This window comes from Aeromonas sp. FDAARGOS 1404 (assembly GCF_019047085.1).
In the GTDB taxonomy this organism is placed as follows: domain Bacteria; phylum Pseudomonadota; class Gammaproteobacteria; order Enterobacterales; family Aeromonadaceae; genus Aeromonas; species Aeromonas veronii.
The window spans coordinates 2,345,001-2,364,382 of record NZ_CP077237.1 but is presented as its reverse complement, the minus strand read 5'-3'; the positions used below and the strand labels follow the sequence as shown (position 1 = coordinate 2,364,382).

General features: G+C 58.6%; 13 protein-coding genes, 1 tRNA gene, 2 rRNA genes and 1 riboswitch (1 of these 17 only partly in view). Of the genes, 2 read left to right on the top strand and 14 right to left on the bottom strand.

Annotation, left to right across the window (positions count from 1 at the left end; translation table 11 throughout):
- The first annotated feature begins 375 nt into the window (after positions 1-375).
- Positions 376-461: riboswitch (cyclic di-GMP riboswitch) on the top strand.
- 50 nt (positions 462-511) lie between these two features.
- Both I6L34_RS10990 and I6L34_RS10985 read left to right on the top strand, forming a co-directional pair.
- Positions 512-2,701, top strand: coding sequence for an immunoglobulin-like domain-containing protein (locus I6L34_RS10990; protein ID WP_058056812.1), 2,190 nt, complete (start codon positions 512-514; stop codon positions 2,699-2,701).
- Positions 2,702-2,870: 169 nt separating this feature from the next.
- Positions 2,871-6,377 (top strand): hypothetical protein, encoded by a 3,507-nt coding sequence (locus I6L34_RS10985; RefSeq protein ID WP_216956832.1) that lies wholly within the window; start codon positions 2,871-2,873, stop codon positions 6,375-6,377.
- A gap of 83 nt (positions 6,378-6,460) precedes the next feature.
- Here the strand turns inward: I6L34_RS10985 and hemB are convergent, their stop codons facing one another.
- The 14 genes from hemB to I6L34_RS10915 form a co-directional block, all read right to left on the bottom strand.
- Positions 6,461-7,477, bottom strand: a complete 1,017-nt coding sequence (hemB, locus tag I6L34_RS10980; RefSeq protein WP_005357271.1) for a porphobilinogen synthase — start codon at positions 7,475-7,477, stop codon at positions 6,461-6,463.
- A gap of 3 nt (positions 7,478-7,480) precedes the next feature.
- Complete coding sequence (locus I6L34_RS10975; protein WP_216956830.1) at positions 7,481-8,266, bottom strand: TatD family hydrolase; 786 nt, start codon at positions 8,264-8,266, stop codon at positions 7,481-7,483.
- Between the two features lie 188 nt (positions 8,267-8,454).
- Positions 8,455-9,210 (bottom strand): twin-arginine translocase subunit TatC, encoded by a 756-nt coding sequence (tatC, locus tag I6L34_RS10970; RefSeq protein ID WP_005339388.1) that lies wholly within the window; start codon positions 9,208-9,210, stop codon positions 8,455-8,457.
- Positions 9,207-9,671, bottom strand: a complete 465-nt coding sequence (gene tatB / locus I6L34_RS10965; RefSeq protein WP_005342398.1) for a Sec-independent protein translocase protein TatB — start codon at positions 9,669-9,671, stop codon at positions 9,207-9,209. Before tatB ends, tatC begins: the two co-directional genes overlap by 4 nt.
- A 3-nt stretch (positions 9,672-9,674) precedes the next feature.
- Positions 9,675-9,926, bottom strand: a complete 252-nt coding sequence (tatA, locus tag I6L34_RS10960; protein WP_005339385.1) for a Sec-independent protein translocase subunit TatA — start codon at positions 9,924-9,926, stop codon at positions 9,675-9,677.
- Between the two features lie 42 nt (positions 9,927-9,968).
- Entirely contained in the window at positions 9,969-11,609 is a 1,641-nt protein-coding gene (ubiB, locus tag I6L34_RS10955) for a ubiquinone biosynthesis regulatory protein kinase UbiB (protein WP_216956828.1), read from the bottom strand.
- Entirely contained in the window at positions 11,609-12,217 is a 609-nt protein-coding gene (locus I6L34_RS10950; RefSeq protein WP_005339380.1) for an SCP2 domain-containing protein, read from the bottom strand. The genes ubiB and I6L34_RS10950 overlap by 1 nt, the downstream gene beginning before the upstream one ends.
- A gap of 8 nt (positions 12,218-12,225) precedes the next feature.
- On the bottom strand, positions 12,226-12,978 hold the full coding sequence (gene ubiE, locus I6L34_RS10945; RefSeq protein WP_005342396.1) for a bifunctional demethylmenaquinone methyltransferase/2-methoxy-6-polyprenyl-1,4-benzoquinol methylase UbiE: 753 nt from the start codon (positions 12,976-12,978) through the stop codon (positions 12,226-12,228).
- Between the two features lie 65 nt (positions 12,979-13,043).
- Positions 13,044-13,421, bottom strand: coding sequence for a fluoride efflux transporter CrcB (gene crcB, locus I6L34_RS10940; protein ID WP_216956826.1), 378 nt, complete (start codon positions 13,419-13,421; stop codon positions 13,044-13,046).
- Positions 13,422-13,516: 95 nt separating this feature from the next.
- Positions 13,517-14,782: a cytosine deaminase gene (locus tag I6L34_RS10935; protein WP_058058791.1), complete on the bottom strand. Its 1,266-nt coding sequence runs from the start codon at positions 14,780-14,782 to the stop codon at positions 13,517-13,519.
- The gene (gene codB, locus I6L34_RS10930) at positions 14,776-16,020 is read right to left on the bottom strand and encodes a cytosine permease (protein ID WP_058058790.1); all 1,245 of its coding nucleotides are present in this window, start codon (positions 16,018-16,020) and stop codon (positions 14,776-14,778) included. The genes I6L34_RS10935 and codB overlap by 7 nt, the downstream gene beginning before the upstream one ends.
- Before the next feature lie 252 nt (positions 16,021-16,272).
- Positions 16,273-16,348, bottom strand: a tRNA-Thr gene (locus I6L34_RS10925).
- Positions 16,349-16,394: 46 nt separating this feature from the next.
- Positions 16,395-16,509 (bottom strand): 5S ribosomal RNA (gene rrf, locus I6L34_RS10920).
- A 109-nt stretch (positions 16,510-16,618) separates the two neighbouring features.
- Positions 16,619-19,382, bottom strand: a 23S ribosomal RNA gene (locus I6L34_RS10915); it runs 126 nt beyond the window's last position.

The following is a 19,382-nucleotide window of genomic DNA, read 5'->3' as shown; positions in this document are numbered from 1 at the left end:
ATGTGGCCAAGCCACGCAATAATCAAGCGGGAATCCGCCGCAACCCTGTACTTTTCCAGCCATTGCGACCCGGATCTCTGCCGTTGCTGCAGTTTTGCCATCAACAGCCAGTAACAGGATGAATCTGTGGGCCTTTTTTGGCTCTTATCGCTACTTTCAAGGGGCAAAAAGCCGCCATTTACCGGCGCCACAGCTGCCAGCCAAGTACCGTCATGCTCAATCATGGAAACGGATAAAATGTGGGATGTGTAACAAATTATCAATATTTTTCAGTTAATTAGAATCAAAACCAACTATTGATTAATTTATTTTCAAGCATCTATCATAGGCAACCTGCCATGCAGGTCACTTGATTCTCTGTGCTGCACAGAAATCGGGTGAAAAAGGCAAAGTGACCCGAAAGGGCGCGACGCAAAGCCACCGGTCTAAGGGAAAACACCTATGACAGCGGGGCTGCCCCCGGGGACGTCCGATCACAATCAACGCCCCATTTGCACCGTACGGAGAGACGATGAACAAACTCAAATTATCCCTGCTTGGCTGCCTGCTCGGCATGGGCGCCCCCATGGCATATGCCGCCAGTGCCGGTCAGGCGATGGTCAACCCCCAGTCCGGCGTAGTAGTCGGCTATTGGCACAACTGGTGTGACGGCTCGGGCTACAAGGGCGGTATCGCCCCCTGCGTCAAGCTCGATCAGGTCAACCCGCAATACAACGTGGTCGATGTCTCCTTCATGAAGGTCTATGGCAGCGATCCCATCCCCACCTTCAAGCTCGACCCGGCCATCGGCATGAGCGAAAGCCAGTTTATCGAGCAGATTGCCGAGCTGAACCGTCAGGGCCGTGCCGTGCTGCTGGCGCTGGGCGGTGCCGATGCACACATCGAGCTGCGCAAGGGTCAGGAGCAGGCCTTTGCCGACGAGATCATCCGTCTGGTGGAGACCTATGGCTTCGACGGACTGGATATCGACCTGGAACAGGCCGCCATCACTGCCGCCGACAACCAGACCGTGATCCCGGCGGCTCTGCGTCTGGTCAAGGATCACTACCGCGCCCAGGGGAAAAACTTCCTCATCACCATGGCGCCGGAGTTCCCCTATCTGACCCAGACTGGCGCCTACATCCCCTATATCCGCAATCTGGAAGGGTACTACGACTGGATCAACCCTCAGTTCTACAACCAGGGTGGCGACGGTATCTACATCGATGGCATCGGCTGGATTGCCCAGAACAACGATGCCCTGAAAGAAGAGTTCATCTACTACATGGCGGATTCGCTGAGCAACGGAACCCGCGGCTTCTACAAGATTCCCCATGACAAGCTGGTGTTCGGCATTCCGACCAACATCGATGCCGCCGCCACCGGCTATGTGCAGGATCCGCAGAAGCTCTACAACGCCTTCAACCGCCTGAAGAGCGAGGGGCAACCACTGCGCGGCGTGATGACCTGGTCCATCAACTGGGACATGGGCCGCAACGCCGCTGGTCAGTCCTACAACGAATCCTTCATCAAGAGCTACGGCCCCTTCATCCACGATCAGGAGATCACGCCGCCGGTCGACAACGGCAAGCCGGTGTTCAGCGGCCTGAGCGATACCCGCATCAAGCAGGGTACCGCCTTTGATCCGCTGGCAGGTGTCAGTGCCAACGACAAGGAAGATGGCGACCTGACTGGCCAGATCCAGGTAGAAGGCTCGGTAGACAGCCAGCGCATCGGCCTCTACCCCCTCACCTACAAGGTGAGCGATCGCGACAACAACGTCACCGAGCAGGTACGTACCATCGAGGTCTACAGCATGAAGCCGGTGTTCAGCGGTGTCACCGACACCACGCTGGAACTGGGTACCGCTTTCGATCCGATGACCGGCGTCAGCGCCCATGATGAAGAAGATGGCGACCTGACTGCCCAAATCAAGGTCAGCGGCAACGTCGACAGCAGCAAGGTCGGCCGCTACACCCTCACCTATCAGGTGAGCGACAGCGCCGGTCAGCAGGTAACCCAGCAGCGCAACGTGACCGTCAGGGAGCAAGGCGCCGTCTGTGAAAACAGCTGGGATGCCAAGAAGGTCTACGTGGGCGGCGACATCGTCAGCCACAACGGCAAGAACTGGCTGGCTGGCTGGTGGACCCAGAACGAAGAGCCGGGTACCACGGGTGACTGGGGCGTCTGGCGCGTACAGGGCGACAGCGACTGCGGCGGCACAACGCCACCCGCCGAAGGCAGCAGCGACTTCACCGTCAGCGCCATGGCGAGCGAGTACACCATAGTCAACGGTCAGGTCAGCATCCGCTTCAACCTGACCACCGCCAACCCGGTACAGATCACCGCGACTCTGGAGCAGAGCGGCCGCAGCCACGGTACCACCAGCAGCCAGGTGAACGGCACCAGCACCCTGGTACTGCAGGGCAGCAATGTCACCGACGGTAGCTACGAAGTAGTCATCACCGGTCTGGCAGATGGCCAGCAGCCGGTGGTACAGCGCTTCCCGGTTGCGCTGACCGAAGAGAGCAACGGCGGTAGCGAAGGTGACTACCCGGCCTATGCCCCCAACACCGGCTATCAGGCCGGTGATCGGGTAAGTAATGCCGGTGGCAACTACGAGTGCAAACCCTGGCCATACAGCGGCTGGTGTGGCGGCTCGACCAGCCACTATGCACCGGGTACCGGCAGCGCCTGGAGCGATGCCTGGATCAAGCTCTGACCTTGCCCCAACCACTAACGGGGGCTGACAGGCCCCCGCCCATATCCTGCCCGTCGGCCACGCTGCCGATGGGCAGGATGCACTGACCCGGACGGGTTAGCCCTTCTCTTTTACATGCTTGCCAACCACCAAAAAAACGTCCAACAACAACCAAGATAAGGAAATCACCATGCCAAGAACCACCAAGCTTGCCACCCTGCTCGGTCTTCTGCTGTCGGCCCATGTCGTGGCCGATGAGCGCGAACAAGCCTATTTCAAACAAACCTATCAGGAGCACTACGAACAGATGACGGCGCGCCTCGCCGCGCTGCATCAGAGTGCGGCTGACGAGCAGAACGTGATCATCAAGGATGGCAAGCGCCACCTTGCCATCAACGGCCTGCTCTACCCGCTGACGGCGGATAACCACATCCTGTTCGATCTGCCCAAACCCCACTTTTTCGACGAAACAGCCATTCGTAACGTCTTTGATTTCTTTGATGAGGAGTGGGAGCTGACCTGGTACGACGGTGGGGTCGTTGCGGTCAACAAGCGCTTTGGCAACTATGACTACGGCAACGGCTGTCTGCTGGAGTACTTCCCCCACGGCCAGATCCAGAATGGCGAACGCACCCGTGTGGTGATGAAGACCAGCTCCTGCAGCGTCAACTCGTTTGCCACCTCGCTGCAATATCTGGACAAAGGCGAGGAGCTGACGGCCGACCAGCTGGGGCTGGACGCCAGCCTGATCACGGCGGTCGAGCGCTATCAGGATCGGCTCTATGTCAGCCAGAACGGCAATCCGGGCCATGTGGCCATTATCGATATCCCGAGCCGCCAGCAGATTGGCGAGATCCGCGGCACCGAAACCGGCAGTGCCACGGCCTACAACCAGGTCAGTGAATTGTTTGTCCGCAACAACCTGCTCTACGTGGTCTCGCGCTACTCGCACCGGGTCGATATCTTCGATCTGGCCGATGAACATCGCCATGTCACCACCCTGGGAACCGGTCGGGATTCCGGCAGCAACAGCCTGCACCGCGCCCAGGCCGTCTTTGCCAATCAGGATTACGTGCTGGTGGCCGATGCGCTGAGCGAGATCAAGGTCTACCGCCAGCAGGATGTGACGCCGGAGAACAGCCTCAAGACCCCCATCGCCGGTCGGCTCGCCTTTGAAGGAAAATACAGCCACCGTCTGGTGCAACTCCATCAGGTGGGTGACTATCTCCTGGCCCACACCGCAGGCAAAAACTACTACATCTATGACCTGCGCAAACTGGCTGATGCCATCGCCAGCAACACCCCGCTGGCGCCTGAGCAGGTGATCGCAGACAGCAATCTGCAAAAAATCGACATGAATGGCGATCGACTGGTGGTGAACTTCAAGGACCGCATCGAATGGCATGATGTCGATACCCTGATCGCCAACGACTTTCAGTTCAAGAACCCAACCTTTACTGTTCGGGAGATCAACCAGCAGCCCGTGGCGGCGCTGAAAGATCTCCAGCTGGCGGGCTCGGCGCTTGTCACCGCCAACGAGCGCGGCCTGGGTTTCAACCAGCTGCTGAGCAAGGAGATCAGCTTCACGGCCGACGAGCAGTTACCGGCTCGCCCGCTGATCTTCGATCAGCTGATGCCGGCCGCAGTCAGCTACATACTGCGCAATGACGAACCCTACGAGGTGCTGATCGATCGCGCCCAGCGTTCGGTCAACATCAATTCGCTGGTCAAGACCGAGCTGCTTGATAACGACACGGTGCGCATCACCAACTATGCCGCCAGAGAGCTGCATGACATCAATATCGAGTCACGCCTGAACGGTATCAACAAGTGGCTGATCCTGGGCCAGCTCGATCGCCTGCCCGCCTATGCCCAAATCACCCTGCCACTGAGCGCCTTTGGCGAGCAGGGACGCTTCAACAGCGCCAGCCGCGATGGTGTGTTTGATCTCAACAACCTGCTCGACAACAGCATCAATCTGCCCGCCCAGTTCGAGCACAGGTTCAGCTCCAACTCGGATCCGTTTGCCCAGAAGCTGGCACGCCTCAAGCCAAGCTGGAACGTGCGCTTCGCCACCAACACCAGCGGCTCCTGGCGCCCCATCAATGCCCTCTACGCCCGCGAGTGGCTGATCATCGCCACCAACCTGGCCTACATGGTCTCGACCGAGGAGTTCAAACACGTCTGGTACAACTTCAAGGCGGTGAACGGCTACGAGATGTTCGGCAATGGCGGCAACAGCTATGTGCCGAACGGGATCTTTACGGCCGCCGATTATGACTACTACTACCACAGCCTGATGAAGCGCCCCTATCTCAACCTGGGGATCACCGCCATGGGGGGCGGGCTGGGGAGTGGTGGCATCACCGGGGTCGATACCTTTAACTTTGTCAGCCACTACTACGGCAGTTGGGGCATTATTGCCCACGAATTTGGCCACGGCTTCGATGGGAAGTCCTACAGCCATGAGAGCGCGTTTGCCCGTGGCAGCCACGGCTGGCATCCCCTGATGACGGGCATGGCCAACTACCATATCCGCAAGGGCGACCTGCCCTATCTGGACGATGCTCTCAACGGCTTCCACAAGCCGGAAAACGACATCTATCGCTACAACTCGGTCAGCCAGGGGGCTCGCAAGCACCGCGCTGACAGCCACATGTACTATACCGACCACTACTTCATGCAATTCTCCACCATGCCGCAAGGCTGGGTAGCCAACGGCAGCGACTTCAGTGCCGGGCAGCTGGCAGCCCTGAACAATCAGGAGCGACTGCTGATGGGCTGGATCCCCAAGGAGTCGGAGAAAGGCAATCTCTGCCGGTTCATCTTCCAGGATGGCGAGCAGTACTACGGCTACGTCGAACAGCAGGCTGATGGTCTGCTCTGTGATGCCGGACCCCTGATCCGTTATCGTCAGCCCGATGGCCAGTTTGTGCCGCTGGTCTCGGCCATCAACCAGTTTGACTGGCTGTCACTCCACCACAAGGGCAAGCTGGATCAGCCAGTGCTGCACCAGAATGGTCGCCAGCTCTGCTACAAGAATGTGGCGGGCTTTTACGGTATCGGCTTCGTCAATGACAACAAACAGTGCACCCAGTTGCCCAACGTCTATCAGACCAATGGCAAGCACTGGCTGACCAGCTCCGGCTGGACCGGTCTGACCTACCTGAGCGGGGACTTCATCCTGCCCACGACCGGTAGCAGCAGTGACTTCACCGTCACCGATCTGGCGTCCGAATATCTCATCGTCAACGGCGCGCTCGACTTCAGCCTGACGCTGACCACCGCCAACCCGGTGACCGTCACCGCGACCCTGTTGCAGGATGGCAATCCGGTCGCCACCGGCAGCTCCCTGATCGATGGTCAGGGTTCCCTGCAGCTGGCACAGTCTGGCCTAGCGGCCGGCAGTTACGAGCTGTTGCTGGCGGGCATGGCTGAGGGGAGCAAGCAGGGCTTCGAGCGCCGCTTCACCCTGGCGTTGGTGGAACAGGCACCGGGTGGTGACAGTGACGGTGGTAACGGCAGCTACCCGACCTATGTTGCGGGCACCGCTTATCAGAGTGGCGAACGGGTCAGCAATGCCGGTGGCGACTACGAGTGCAAACCCTGGCCCTACAGTGGCTGGTGTGGCGGCTCGACCAGCCACTATGCACCGGGTACCGGCAGCCACTGGAGCGATGCCTGGATCAAGCTGTAATCAGCCGCTCGTGACCAAAAGAGAGCCATAACGACAGAGGGGGAGCCATCGGCTCCCCCTCTCGTTTATCTCTTCAACCCGGCTTAACGGGCATCTTCCTTCAGCCACTGCGCTACGCGCTTGGCGAAGTAGGTGAGGATGCCATCGGCTCCGGCCCGCTTGAAGCAGAGTAGAGACTCCATGATGGTCTCCTTCTCTTTCAGCCAGCCGTTCTGGATCGCCGCCATGTGCATGGCGTACTCGCCGCTGACCTGATAGGCGAAAGTCGGCACGCCGAACTGATCCTTCACCTGACGAACCACGTCCAGATAGGGCATGCCCGGCTTGACCATCACGCTGTCGGCCCCTTCCTGAATATCCAGCGCCACTTCGTGCAGGGCTTCGTTACTGTTGGCCGGATCCATCTGATAGGTGGCCTTGTTGCTCTTGCCGAGATTCCCGGCAGAGCCCACCGCGTCGCGGAACGGGCCGTAGTAGCAGGAGGCGTACTTGGCGGAGTAGGCCATGATCTGGGTGTTGATGAAGCCGTTCTCTTCCAGCGCGGCGCGGATGGCACCGATGCGGCCATCCATCATGTCAGACGGCGCGACTATATCGACCCCGGCCTCGGCATGGGAGAGCGCCTGCTTGATCAGGATCTCGGTGGTGATGTCGTTCAGTACATAGCCTTCGTCATCGATGATGCCGTCCTGCCCGTGGGTGGTGAACGGATCGAGTGCCACGTCGGTGATCACCCCCAGCTCCGGGAAGCGGGCCTTGAGGGCACGCACGGTGCGCTGGGCCAGCCCGTTCGGGTTGTAGGCCTCTTCCGCCATCAGGCTCTTGCTCTCCAGCGGGGTGACCGGGAACAGGGCAATAGCAGGTACGCCCAGCTCCACCAGTTCAGCGGCTTCCTCCAGCAGCAGATCGATGGAGAGACGCTCCACCCCCGGCATGGAGGGAACGGCTTCCCGACGGTTCTCCCCCTCCAGCACAAACACCGGATAGATGAGATCGTTGACGGTCAGTACGTTCTCGCGCACCAGACGACGGCTGAAATCATGTTTGCGCAGACGGCGCAGGCGGCGACCCGGAAAGGCGCCCGGAAGAGTTGTAGCCATGAATCACTCCTGGAGAGGAAGTTGGAAGAACGCGGCGGAGGTGGCCCGGGTGTGGGCCAGCAAGGCCTCGGGCGCTTCACCACGACAGGCCGCCACCACCTGGGCGATGTGCGGCAAAAAAGCGGGTTCGTTGCGTTTCGGGCGCGGTTTCAGATCGCGCGGCACCAGATAGGGGGCGTCGGTCTCGATCATCAGGCGGCCGGCCGGAATGCGGGCCACCTGCTCGCGCAGCAGCTGGCCGCGGCGCTCGTCGCAGAGCCAGCCGGTCACCCCGATATGCAGCCCCAACGCCAGACACTCGTCCAGCTCCTCATCGCAGCCTGTGAAGCAGTGCAGCACGGCTCCCGGTAGTTTCGGCAACCAGGGACGGAGGATCTCGATAAAACGGGCGTGCGCATCGCGGCAGTGGAGAAAAACCGGCATCCCGAGTTCGGCAGCCAGTGCCAGCTGGGCGTCGAATACCGCATCCTGCACCGGGCGGGGGGAGAAGTCGCGGTTGTAGTCGAGGCCGCACTCGCCAATAGCCACCACCTGCGGCAGCGCCGCCAGCTCGCGCAAGGCGGGCAGGGTCGCCTCATCGACACTCTTGGCATCGTGGGGATGTACCCCGGCGGTGGAGAAGCAGTAGCCCGGCCAGTGGGCGGCCAACTCAGCGCTCTCGCGGCTGCCAGCCAGATCGGTACCGGTGAGGATCAGCGCTTCCACTCCGGCGGCGCGGGCACGGGCCACCAGCTCAGGCTGTTCACCGGCGAACTGGCTGCTGGTCAGGTTTAAACCGATATCGATCATGGAATGAGACGTTCCGAACAAAAGGAATACATATCAGGTATTTGAAAACCATCTACCGAATGGGGTCTTACCATACGCCTCGAACGGGAGCATGAAAAGAGGAAGGGAGCCTCAGCTCCCCTCGCTCTGCTGTTCCAGCGGACTTCGTCATCCTCTCGCCGTCCGGCAAACAGGTGACGAACAGAGCCTCAGCTCTCCCCATCCGGTTGTTCCTGTTGCTCTTCATCTTCTTTCTTCACGTAGAAGCGGGCAAAGAACAGACCTATCTCCCACAGCGCCCACATCGGGATGGCGAGCAGGGTCTGGGAGAAGACATCAGGCGGCGTCAGCAGCATGCCGACCACAAACACCCCGACGACAACGTAGGGACGTTTCTCCTTCAGGTTTTGCGGTGTGGTCACGCCAGTCCAGCAGAGCAGTATGGTCGCCACCGGAATTTCGAACGCCACCCCGAACGCGAAGAACAGGGTCAGTACGAAGTCCAGATAGCTGGCGATGTCGGTCGCCACCGTCACCCCTGCGGGTGCTGTGCTGGTGAAGAAACCGAACACCAGCGGGAACACCACGTAGTAGGCGAACGCCATGCCCGCATAGAACAGCAGGGCACTGGAGACCACCAGCGGCATGATCAGCCGCCGCTCATGCTGGTACAGACCGGGGGCGATAAAGGCCCAGGCCTGATAGAGCAGATAGGGGATCGCCACGAAGAAGGAGACCACCAGCGTCAGCTTGATCGGCGTCAGGAAGGGGGTCGCCACATCCGTCGCGATCATGCTGGTCCCTTCCGGCAGCTGGCTGAGCAGCGGCTGGGCCACGAAGTCGTAGATGTTGTTGGAGAAGTAGATCAGTGCCAGAAACACCACGAGGATGGCGGTAATGGAGCGCAACAAACGGGTTCTCAGCTCAACCAGATGGCTGATCAGGGGTTGTTCGGCCTGACTCATGGCTTCACCTCCCCTTTTACTGCGGAGTCGCTGACCGGCACAGGCTCGCTCTCCCGCTGGCTGTTGACCGGCGGCACGTCGTGGCTCAGTTGCACCGCAGGCTCAACCGGCGTGGCAGGCTCAGCCTGGGCGACTGGCTCGGGGCGCGGCGGACGGATCTCGTTCTCCACCTGATAGGGGCGATTGACCGACTGGGCCGCCGCCTTGAGCTGTTCGATGGACTCCTGCAGCTCGGGGCTCAGGTTGCTCATCTGCAACTGTTCCGCCTTCTTGAGGTCGTTATGCAGCTCTTGCAACTTGAGCTCCTGCTCCAGCTCGGACTTGACCGAGTTCGCGGTCGAACGAATGAGGCGGATCCAGTGGGTAGCCGTGCGGATGGCAACCGGCAGCCGCTCGGGCCCCAGTACCACCAGTGCTACCACACCGATAACGACCAGCTCCCAAAAACCGATATCGAACATGGCTTAGGCCTGGTCTTTGTCTTTCTGTTTGGCGGTCTCACTGCTCTGAGTGGCCGCTTCGTTCAGCTGTTTCGGGGGAAACTCGGCATCTTTCTGCTCGGCCTTGGCATCAGCCGGCTCGTCGGAGAGGGCTTTCTTGAACCCTTTGACCGCCGCGCCCAGATCACCGCCAATGCCGCGCAGTTTCTTGGTACCGAACAGCAGCACGACGATGACTGCAATGATCAACAATTGCCAAATACTGATACCACCCATGATTTTCTCTCCAGAACAGGCGCCTGACGGCGCGGTTGTTGATTAATGGGAACGGGTTCGCAACCAGCCGACCAGCCAGCAGAGGGCTGCACCGGCGAGACTGGCTTGTCCCCACTCAATGTGTTGTTTTTGGGTCAGCAAGAATACACCCACCAATAGCAGGCTGGCTCCAACCCCTAAGAGGTAGCGGGCCTGCCCCTGCCGACGGCTGTGACGGCGGAACTCGGCAAACATCTGGTCGAAATGACGCTGCTGATGGCGAGTCTGACGCAGAGTCTCATAGACCAGCTCCGGCAGCTCCGGCAGCTTCTCCGCCCAGAATGGCGCCTTCTCCTTGATGGCGTTCAATACCGACTTGGGCCCGACCTGTTCGTGCATCCAGTTCTCGAGGAACGGCTTGGCGGTCTGCCACAAATCGAGCTGCGGGTAGAGCTGACGCCCCAACCCTTCCACATAGAGCAGGGTCTTTTGCAGCAGCACCAGCTGCGGCTGCACCGTCATATGGAAGCGACGCGCTGTGTTGAACAGGTTGAGCAGCACGTGACCGAACGAGATCTCGGAGAGCGGCTTCTCGAAGATGGGCTCCAGCACGGTGCGAATGGCGAACTCGAACTCATCTACCTTGGTGTCTGCCGGTACCCAGCCCGACTCCACGTGCAGCTCTGCCACCCGGCGATAGTCGCGATTGAAGAAGGCGAGGAAGTTCTCAGCCAGATAGCGCTTGTCTTCCCGATTGAGGGTACCGACGATACCGCAGTCGATGCCGATCCAGAGCGGGTTTTCCGGATGTTCGTAAGAGACGAAGATGTTGCCCGGGTGCATATCGGCATGGAAGAAGCTGTCGCGGAACACCTGGGTGAAGAAAACCTCGACCCCGCGCTCGGCCAGCAGCTTCATGTTGGTGCCGTTGGCTTCCAGCGCAGGAATGTCGGAGACCGGAATACCGTAGATGCGCTCCATCACCAGCACCTGCTCGCGGCAGAGGTCGGTAATGATTTCAGGCACATATAGCGCCTCAGAGCCGGTGAAATTGCGCCGTAGCTGGATGGCGTTGGCCGCTTCGCGCATCAGATTCAGCTCGTCGAGGATGGTCTTGCGATACTCCTCCACCACCTCGATGGGGCGCAGTCGCGCGCTCTGGGGCACGAAGCGGGCCACCAGACGGGCCAGCGCCTGCATCAACCGCAGGTCAGCCTCGATGACCGGCTCGATGTCGGGACGGATCACCTTGATGACAATCTCGCGGCCACTCTCCTTCAGGCGGGCGGTATGCACCTGCGCGATGGAGGCCGATGCCAGCGGCGTCTCGTCGAAGTCGTCAAACAGGGTTTCGATGGGACAACCCAGGCTCAGCTCGATCTGCTGGCGCGCCGCCTGACCACAGAAGGGGGGCACCCTGTTTTGCAGCAGGGCCAGCTCTTCGGCGATATCTGGCGGCAACAGGTCGCGGCGGGTCGAGAGCATCTGGCCAAACTTGATGAAGATGGGGCCAAGGGCCTCGAAGGCGAGGCGGATGCGGGCACCGCGGCTGAGATCCGGTTGTTTGTTCTTGAGCCAGAACAGGGAGCGACGGGCCAGACGACCCGGCCAGGGTTGATAGCGGGCGGGCACCAGTTCGTCGATGCCCTGCTCCAGCAGGATGGTGATGATGCGATAGAGGCGTTTGAACTCCTTCGGGGTCATCAGGTCACCTGCTGTTCAAAGCGGGCCAGCCGCAGTTCGACGGCCTTGAGCTGCTGGGCCAGCACCTCGACGTCATCGTTGAAACTCGCCACTTCCAGCGGGCCGGGGGCGAGGCGGGCCTCTTCGGTCAGATATTCCGCCAGCTGGCTGCGGGTGCGGCACAGTTCGCGGCCGACCAGACGACGCGCCTGACGGGCACCACTGAACAGGGTGTGGGCCAGCACGTCGCCGGTATAGCGCGACAGCTCCTCCTCCCAGTCGATATCCAGCTCACCCAGCAGCACGCTGAATGCCTGTACCAGCTGGGGATCACCGCTCAGATCCAGCTTCTCCTCGCGGATATAACGGGTCAGGGCGGACGGGTCTTTCAGCAGACCGAGGGCGGTCAAGGAGAGACTGAGCACCGCATCGGCCTCCCCTTCATGCTGGGCCAGCACATCCAGTCGACGCTCGGAGAAGACGAACCAGAGCGGCTTGAGTTCACGCAGCTCCAGCTTGAGCACCTTGCCCACCAGTTTGCGCAGCCGCTCCGGGCTCTGTTTGTCCAGCGCCAGCAACTGGTTGAGGCTGGTTTCGATCACCGCGGTGACCATGGCATCCATCGGCATAGGCAACCTTAAAACTTGTAACCGCGGTGCAGGGCGACCACACCCTGAGTCAGATTGAAGTACTCCACCTGCTCGAAACCGACATTTTCCATCATGCCAGCCAGGGTCTGCTGATCCGGGTGCATACGAATAGACTCTGCCAGATATTTGTAGCTTTCACTGTCGTTCGCGACGATTTCGCCCATTTTCGGCAGCAGTTTGAAGGAGTAGAGGTCATAGAGCTTGGCGATCACTTCACTGACCGGCTTGGAGAACTCCAGCACCAGCAGACGGCCACCCGGCTTGAGCACCCGGAACATGGAGGCGAGCGCCTTGTCCTTGTCGGTGACGTTGCGCAGGCCGAAGCCGATGGTGATGACGTCGAAGTGGTTATCCGGGAAGGGGAGCGCCTCGGCATTGGCCTGCACGTAGGAAACGTTGTTGGCGACCCCCAGATTGCGCAGCTTGTCGCGGCCCACTTTCAGCATGGAGTCGTTGATATCCGCCAGCACCACCTGACCGGTCTCGCCGACGATGCGGGAGAACTTGGCGGTCAAGTCACCGGTACCACCGGCCAGATCCAGCACCTTCTGGCCCTTGCGCACACCGGAACAGTCGATGGTGAAGCGCTTCCACAGGCGGTGGATGCCGAACGACATCAGATCGTTCATCAGATCATACTTGGCTGCCACCGAATGGAAGACACCTGCTACCAGAGTTTCCTTCTCGGTCGCGGCCACGGTTTTAAAGCCAAAATGCGTTGTCGTTGCTTGTTCTGACATCCCTTAAACACCCATAGAGCAAAGAATGGCCGCCAGTTTACCAGAGCCACTGGCGTCCGGACACCTTAAACCCGGCTCGCAACCAACTGCATGCCCAGCACCACCATGGCCAGACAGAGGAAGAGATTGAGACCGATATTGAGCAGCGCTTTCAGATAGGCCCCATGCTGGGCCAGCACTATCGTATCGAGGGCAAAGGAAGAAAACGTGGTCAGGGCACCGAGGATCCCCACCATCAGCAGCGGCTTCATCGGGTGTTCTACCACATGACCATGACTGATGAGGGCGAACGCCACCCCCATGATGAAAGAGCCCACCACGTTGACCACCAGAGTCCCGTAAGGAAAGTGGCGCCCCAGCAGCAAGGCCATCAGTTCGGCAATCCCAAAACGAAGGCAGGCGCCGATGGCGCCCCCTGCAGCAACATAGAACCAGGTTTGCATGGTGTCACTCCCTCAGGGTCAGGCCGCCATTATGTCGCAATGGCGGCCCTTGTGCCCAGAGGCGGAACTAATCGTCATCCAGCCTGATTGAAATCTCAGCGGCGAAAATCGATGGGCTCGGGCTGACCCAGCACGATTTCGGTCTGGGCCGGACGGGTCTGGGCAATCACCTTGCCGTGGCGGATCGAGTAACGCACCGGCACCTGACGGCGCACCGCATCGAAGCCATTCTCGGCAGGCAGGATCAACAGGTTGGCCGGTTTGCCCACCTCGATGCCATAGCGATCCTGCACGTTCAGGGTGCGGGCGCTGTGGCTGCTGATCAGCTTCAAGCCGTCGTTGATCTGCTCGTAGCCCATGATCTGGCAGACATGGAGCCCCATGTGCAGCACCTGCAACATGTTGGCGGTGCCCATGGGATACCAGGGATCGAACACGTCGTCGTGACCGAAGCAGACGTTGATGTTCGCCTCCAGCATCTCTTTCACCCGGGTAATACCGCGACGTTTGGGATAGGTATCGAACCGTCCCTGCAGGTGAATGTTCACCAGCGGATTGGCCACGAAGTTGATGTCCGCCATCTTCAGCAGCCGGAACAGGCGGGAAGCATAAGCGCCGTTGTAAGAGTGCATGGCGGTGGTGTGACTGGCCGTCACCCGATGGCCGATACCCCGCTCGTAGGCCAGGGTTGCCAGCGTCTCGATAAAGCGGGACTGCTCGTCATCGATCTCATCGCAGTGCACATCGACCAGAACCTGATACTTCTCGGCAAGATCGAAGATGTAGTGCAGACTTTCGACCCCATATTCCCGGGTAAACTCGAAGTGAGGGATCGCGCCAATCACGTCGGCACCCAGCTTGAGCGCCTCCTCCAGCAGTGCCTTGCCGTTGGGGTAGGAGAGAATCCCCTCCTGCGGGAAGGCGACGATCTGCAGCTCCACCCACTCCTTCATCTCCTCCCGCACCTCCAGCATCGCCTTGAGCGCCACCAGATTGGGGTCGGAGACATCGACGTGAGTTCGGACGAACTGGATGCCGTTAGCGATCTGCCACTTCAGCGTCTGGATGGCACGCTGTTTCACATCCTCATGAGTCAGCAGCGCCTTGCGCTCGGCCCAGCGCTCGATCCCCTCGAACAGAGTGCCGGAGAGATTCCAGCTCGGCTCACCGGCCGTCTGGGTGGTATCGAGGTGAATGTGGGGTTCGATAAAGGGGGCGATCGCCAGACCGCCCTCCCCGTCCAGCACCCGACCGGCGACGGCATGTTCGTCATGGGGTTCGATGGCGGTGATGACCCCATCCTGACAGCGGATCTGCCACAACCCTTCCCGACCGGCCAAACGAATATGTTGAATCAGCATTTATTAGCTTCCTGTACCAGAACCGGCTGCTGGGTGAGGCGAACCAGAATGAAATAGGTGAAGGCGGCGCCCAATACCGCGTTGAGTGGCACTATGCCCGGCAGCCACTTGCCGACAGCCACCCCGACTGCCGTGGCGACCAGCGCCTGCCAGCGCACCGTCTCGAACTGCTGATCGGCAAATTGACGGTAACGCTCACGATTGAGCAGGAAATCCATGATGATAATGCCACCGATCGGCGGAATTGCCGTACTCAAAAAGGCCAGCCAGCCGACAAAGTTGTTGTAAAGCCAGAGGGCGCAAGCCGTACCGATGAGCCCGTTGATCACGCTGAGCCGCTTGCTCTTGAGGCCGGTAATGTTGGCAAAACCGAGGCCGGAGGCATAGAGCGCGTTGTCGTTGGTGGTCCAGATATTGAGGCCCAACACCAGAATGGCGGGGATCAGCAGTCCCTGCATCAGCATCACTTCCGAGATATCGGCCTGACCGGTCACCGCCGCACCGGCTGCGCCGAAGACGAACATTAGCGTATTGCCCAAAAAAAACGCCACCATGGTAATCATGACGGCGCCCCAGGGTTTGCGACCAAATCGGACAAAGTCGGCGGTCAGGGTTCCTGCACTGATAAAGGAACCAACCACCATGGTCAACGCCGTGGTGAACTCGATGGGATTGCTTGGTTGTACCTGCTGCAGTGCAGCCATGCCACCGGTCGAGGTCACCGCCAGCCAGACCGAGTAGCCGCCAAGCAGTGCAATGGCCGGCACGGCCACAAAGCTCAGCACCATCAGGGCGGAGATGCCGAAGTAGACGGTCACCGTCATCAACATGCCCGAAATGGCGATCAGCCAGTTCACATCTATGCCGGTCGCCTTCTGCACCGGCAGGGCAAACATCGCCACGCCAACGCCAAACCAGCCGACCTGAGTACCGCCGAGCAGCAGGGATGGCAGCCAGGAACCTTTCACCCCAAAGGAGTAACGAGCCAGCAGATGGGTAGAGAGGCCGGTTGAGGCACCGATATAACCGAGACAAGCGGTGTAGATACCCAGCAACAAGTTGCCGATAAGTACCGCCTTGATGAAGTCATCGAATACCAGCCCGGTACCAAGCGCACCACCGGTCCACATGCTGGCAGAGAAGAAGGTCAGGCCGAGCATCACCAGCATCAGCGACAACACACCTTTGCGCCCTTTGGCGGGTACCGCCCCCAAACAGTATTCGTTATCCTGCGCCATGCTCTCTCTCCACGTAATAGGCAAAACGCGCCGGATTTTACATGTAAAACGTTTTACGTCAATCAATCATGGTTAAATCACTGGATAAAACCATCAATAGCAGTCAAATGAGTAACACATTAGGACTCAAACCAGCAGATAAACAGTGTCGGCTGCAAGCAGAGGGGGTTGCGGGAATAGGGAATGTAAGGGGATATCATAAAAATGACAGATGCAAAAAAGCCTCCCTTTTCAGGGAGGCTTTCTATTTAATGGTGCTGATACCCAGAATCGAACTGGGGACCTCATCCTTACCAAGGATGCGCTCTACCGACTGAGCCATATCAGCACACTAACCGGTAAAGACCACGCTGGGCGTAATCTTGAAATTGGGTGCCTGGCAGTGTCCTACTCTCGCATGGCGAATGCCACACTACCATCGGCGCTACCGCGTTTCACTTCTGAGTTCGGCATGGGATCAGGTGGTTCCACGGCGCTATGGCCGCCAGGCAAATTCTTAATCTAGAAAGCTGACGTGAATAACGACTAGGTCATTATCACTGAATTAGTAGTTCGCTTGGTATCTGTTACAAGCCTTAGAACACTTCTTGGGTGTTGTATGGTTAAGCCTCACGGGTAATTAGTATGGGTTAGCTCAACACATCACTGCGCTTACACACCCCACCTATCAACGTTGTGGTCTCCAACGGCCCTTTAGGACCCTCAAGGGGTCAGGGATGACTCATCTCAGGGCTCGCTTCCCGCTTAGATGCTTTCAGCGGTTATCGATTCCGAACTTAGCTACCGGGCAGTGCCACTGGCGTGACAACCCGAACACCAGAGGTTCGTTCACTCCGGTCCTCTCGTACTAGGAGCAACTCCCTTCAATCATCCAACGCCCACGGCAGATAGGGACCGAACTGTCTCACGACGTTCTGAACCCAGCTCGCGTACCACTTTAAATGGCGAACAGCCATACCCTTGGGACCGACTTCAGCCCCAGGATGTGATGAGCCGACATCGAGGTGCCAAACACCGCCGTCGATATGAACTCTTGGGCGGTATCAGCCTGTTATCCCCGGAGTACCTTTTATCCGTTGAGCGATGGCCCTTCCATTCAGAACCACCGGATCACTATGACCTACTTTCGTACCTGCTCGACCTGTCCGTCTCGCAGTTAAGCTGGCTTATGCCATTGCACTAACCTCCTGATGTCCGACCAGGATTAGCCAACCTTCGTGCTCCTCCGTTACTCTTTGGGAGGAGACCGCCCCAGTCAAACTACCCACCAGGCACTGTCCGCGAGCCCGATTCAGGGCCCTGCGTTAGAACATCAAACATACAAGGGTGGTATTTCAAGGACGGCTCCAGCGCAACTGGCGTCACGCCTTCAAAGCCTCCCACCTATCCTACACATGTAGGTTCAATGTTCAGTGCCAAGCTGTAGTAAAGGTTCACGGGGTCTTTCCGTCTAGCCGCGGGTACACCGCATCTTCACGGCGAATTCGATTTCACTGAGTCTCGGGTGGAGACAGCATGGCCATGGTTACACCATTCGTGCAGGTCGGAACTTACCCGACAAGGAATTTCGCTACCTTAGGACCGTTATAGTTACGGCCGCCGTTTACCGGGGCTTCGATCAAGAGCTTCGCTTGCGCTAACCCCATCAATTAACCTTCCGGCACCGGGCAGGTGTCACACCCTATACGTCCACTTTCGTGTTTGCAGAGTGCTGTGTTTTTGATAAACAGTCCCAGCCATCTGGTCACTGCGACTCCCAACTGCTCCATCCGCAAGGGACTTCACTGTCAGGAGCGAACCTTCTCCCGAAGTTACGGTTCTATTTTGCCTAGTTCCTTCACCCGAGTTCTCTCAAGCGCCTTGGTATTCTCTACCCGACCACCTGTGTCGGTTTGGGGTACGATGACTTGTAATCTGAAGCTTAGAGGCTTTTCCTGGAAGCAGGGCATCAATGGCTTCCACACCGTAGTGTGTTCGTCTCGTGTCTCAGTGTTGTGTCTCCGGATTTGCCTGGAAACACCACCTACGCACTTTCACCAGGACAACCGTCGCCTGGCCCACCTAGCCTTCTCCGTCCCCCCATCGCAATTACAAGTCGTGCAGGAATATTAACCTGCTTCCCATCGACTACGCCTTTCGGCCTCGCCTTAGGGGTCGACTCACCCTGCCCCGATTAACGTTGGACAGGAACCCTTGGTCTTCCGGCGAGGAGGCTTTTCACCCCCTTTATCGTTACTTACGTCAGCATTCGCACTTCTGATATCTCCAGCATACCTCTCGATACACCTTCGCAGACTTACAGAACGCTCCCCTACCACTCACACATAAGTGTGAATCCGCGGCTTCGGTGCCTGGTTTGAGCCCCGTTACATCTTCCGCGCAGGCCGACTCGACTAGTGAGCTATTACGCTTTCTTTAAATGATGGCTGCTTCTAAGCCAACATCCTAGCTGTCTGAGCCTTCCCACATCGTTTCCCACTTAACCAGAACTTTGGGACCTTAGCCGGCGGTCTGGGTTGTTTCCCTCTTCACGACGGACGTTAGCACCCGCCGTGTGTCTCCCGGATATTACTTACTGGTATTCGGAGTTTGCATGGGGTTGGTAAGTCGGGATGACCCCCTAGCCCAAACAGTGCTCTACCCCCAGTAGTATTCGTCCGAGGCGCTACCTAAATAGCTTTCGGGGAGAACCAGCTATCTCCGAGTTTGATTGGCCTTTCACCCCCAGCCACAGGTCATCCCCTAACTTTGCAACGTTAGTGGGTTCGGTCCTCCAGTTGATGTTACTCAACCTTCAACCTGCCCATGGCTAGATCACCCGGTTTCGGGTCTACACCTTGCAACTAGACGCCCAGTTAAGACTCGGTTTCCCTACGGCTCCCCTATACGGTTAACCTCGCTACAAAATGTAAGTCGCTGACCCATTATACAAAAGGTACGCAGTCACCCCGAAGGGCTCCCACTGCTTGTACGTACACGGTTTCAGGTTCTATTTCACTCCCCTCACAGGGGTTCTTTTCGCCTTTCCCTCACGGTACTGGTTCACTATCGGTCAGTCAGGAGTATTTAGCCTTGGAGGATGGTCCCCCCATATTCAGACAGGATGTCACGTGTCCCGCCCTACTCGATTTCACATCAAGGTTGTTTTCGTGTACGGGGCTATCACCCTGTATCGCCGGCCTTTCCAGGACCGTTCCACTAACTTCCAAGATGCTTAAGGGCTAATCCCCGTTCGCTCGCCGCTACTGAGGGAATCTCGGTTGATTTCTTTTCCTCGGGGTACTTAGATGTTTCAGTTCTCCCGGTTCGCCTCTGTTACCTATGTATTCAGTAACAGATACCCGAGTTATCTCGGGTGGGTT

Excerpts from the sequence above, each read along its gene's own strand:
- I6L34_RS10990 (WP_058056812.1), top strand. The coding sequence starts at position 512 with ATGAACAAACTCAAATTATCCCTGCTTGGCTGCCTGCTCGGCATGGGC.
- I6L34_RS10985 (WP_216956832.1), top strand. The coding sequence starts at position 2,871 with ATGCCAAGAACCACCAAGCTTGCCACCCTGCTCGGTCTTCTGCTGTCG.
- hemB (WP_005357271.1), bottom strand. The coding sequence starts at position 7,477 with ATGGCTACAACTCTTCCGGGCGCCTTTCCGGGTCGCCGCCTGCGCCGT.
- I6L34_RS10975 (WP_216956830.1), bottom strand. The coding sequence starts at position 8,266 with ATGATCGATATCGGTTTAAACCTGACCAGCAGCCAGTTCGCCGGTGAA.
- tatC (WP_005339388.1), bottom strand. The coding sequence starts at position 9,210 with ATGAGTCAGGCCGAACAACCCCTGATCAGCCATCTGGTTGAGCTGAGA.
- tatB (WP_005342398.1), bottom strand. The coding sequence starts at position 9,671 with ATGTTCGATATCGGTTTTTGGGAGCTGGTCGTTATCGGTGTGGTAGCA.
- tatA (WP_005339385.1), bottom strand. The coding sequence starts at position 9,926 with ATGGGTGGTATCAGTATTTGGCAATTGTTGATCATTGCAGTCATCGTC.
- ubiB (WP_216956828.1), bottom strand. The coding sequence starts at position 11,609 with ATGACCCCGAAGGAGTTCAAACGCCTCTATCGCATCATCACCATCCTG.
- I6L34_RS10950 (WP_005339380.1), bottom strand. The coding sequence starts at position 12,217 with ATGCCGATGGATGCCATGGTCACCGCGGTGATCGAAACCAGCCTCAAC.
- ubiE (WP_005342396.1), bottom strand. The coding sequence starts at position 12,978 with ATGTCAGAACAAGCAACGACAACGCATTTTGGCTTTAAAACCGTGGCC.
- crcB (WP_216956826.1), bottom strand. The coding sequence starts at position 13,421 with ATGCAAACCTGGTTCTATGTTGCTGCAGGGGGCGCCATCGGCGCCTGC.
- I6L34_RS10935 (WP_058058791.1), bottom strand. The coding sequence starts at position 14,782 with ATGCTGATTCAACATATTCGTTTGGCCGGTCGGGAAGGGTTGTGGCAG.
- codB (WP_058058790.1), bottom strand. The coding sequence starts at position 16,020 with ATGGCGCAGGATAACGAATACTGTTTGGGGGCGGTACCCGCCAAAGGG.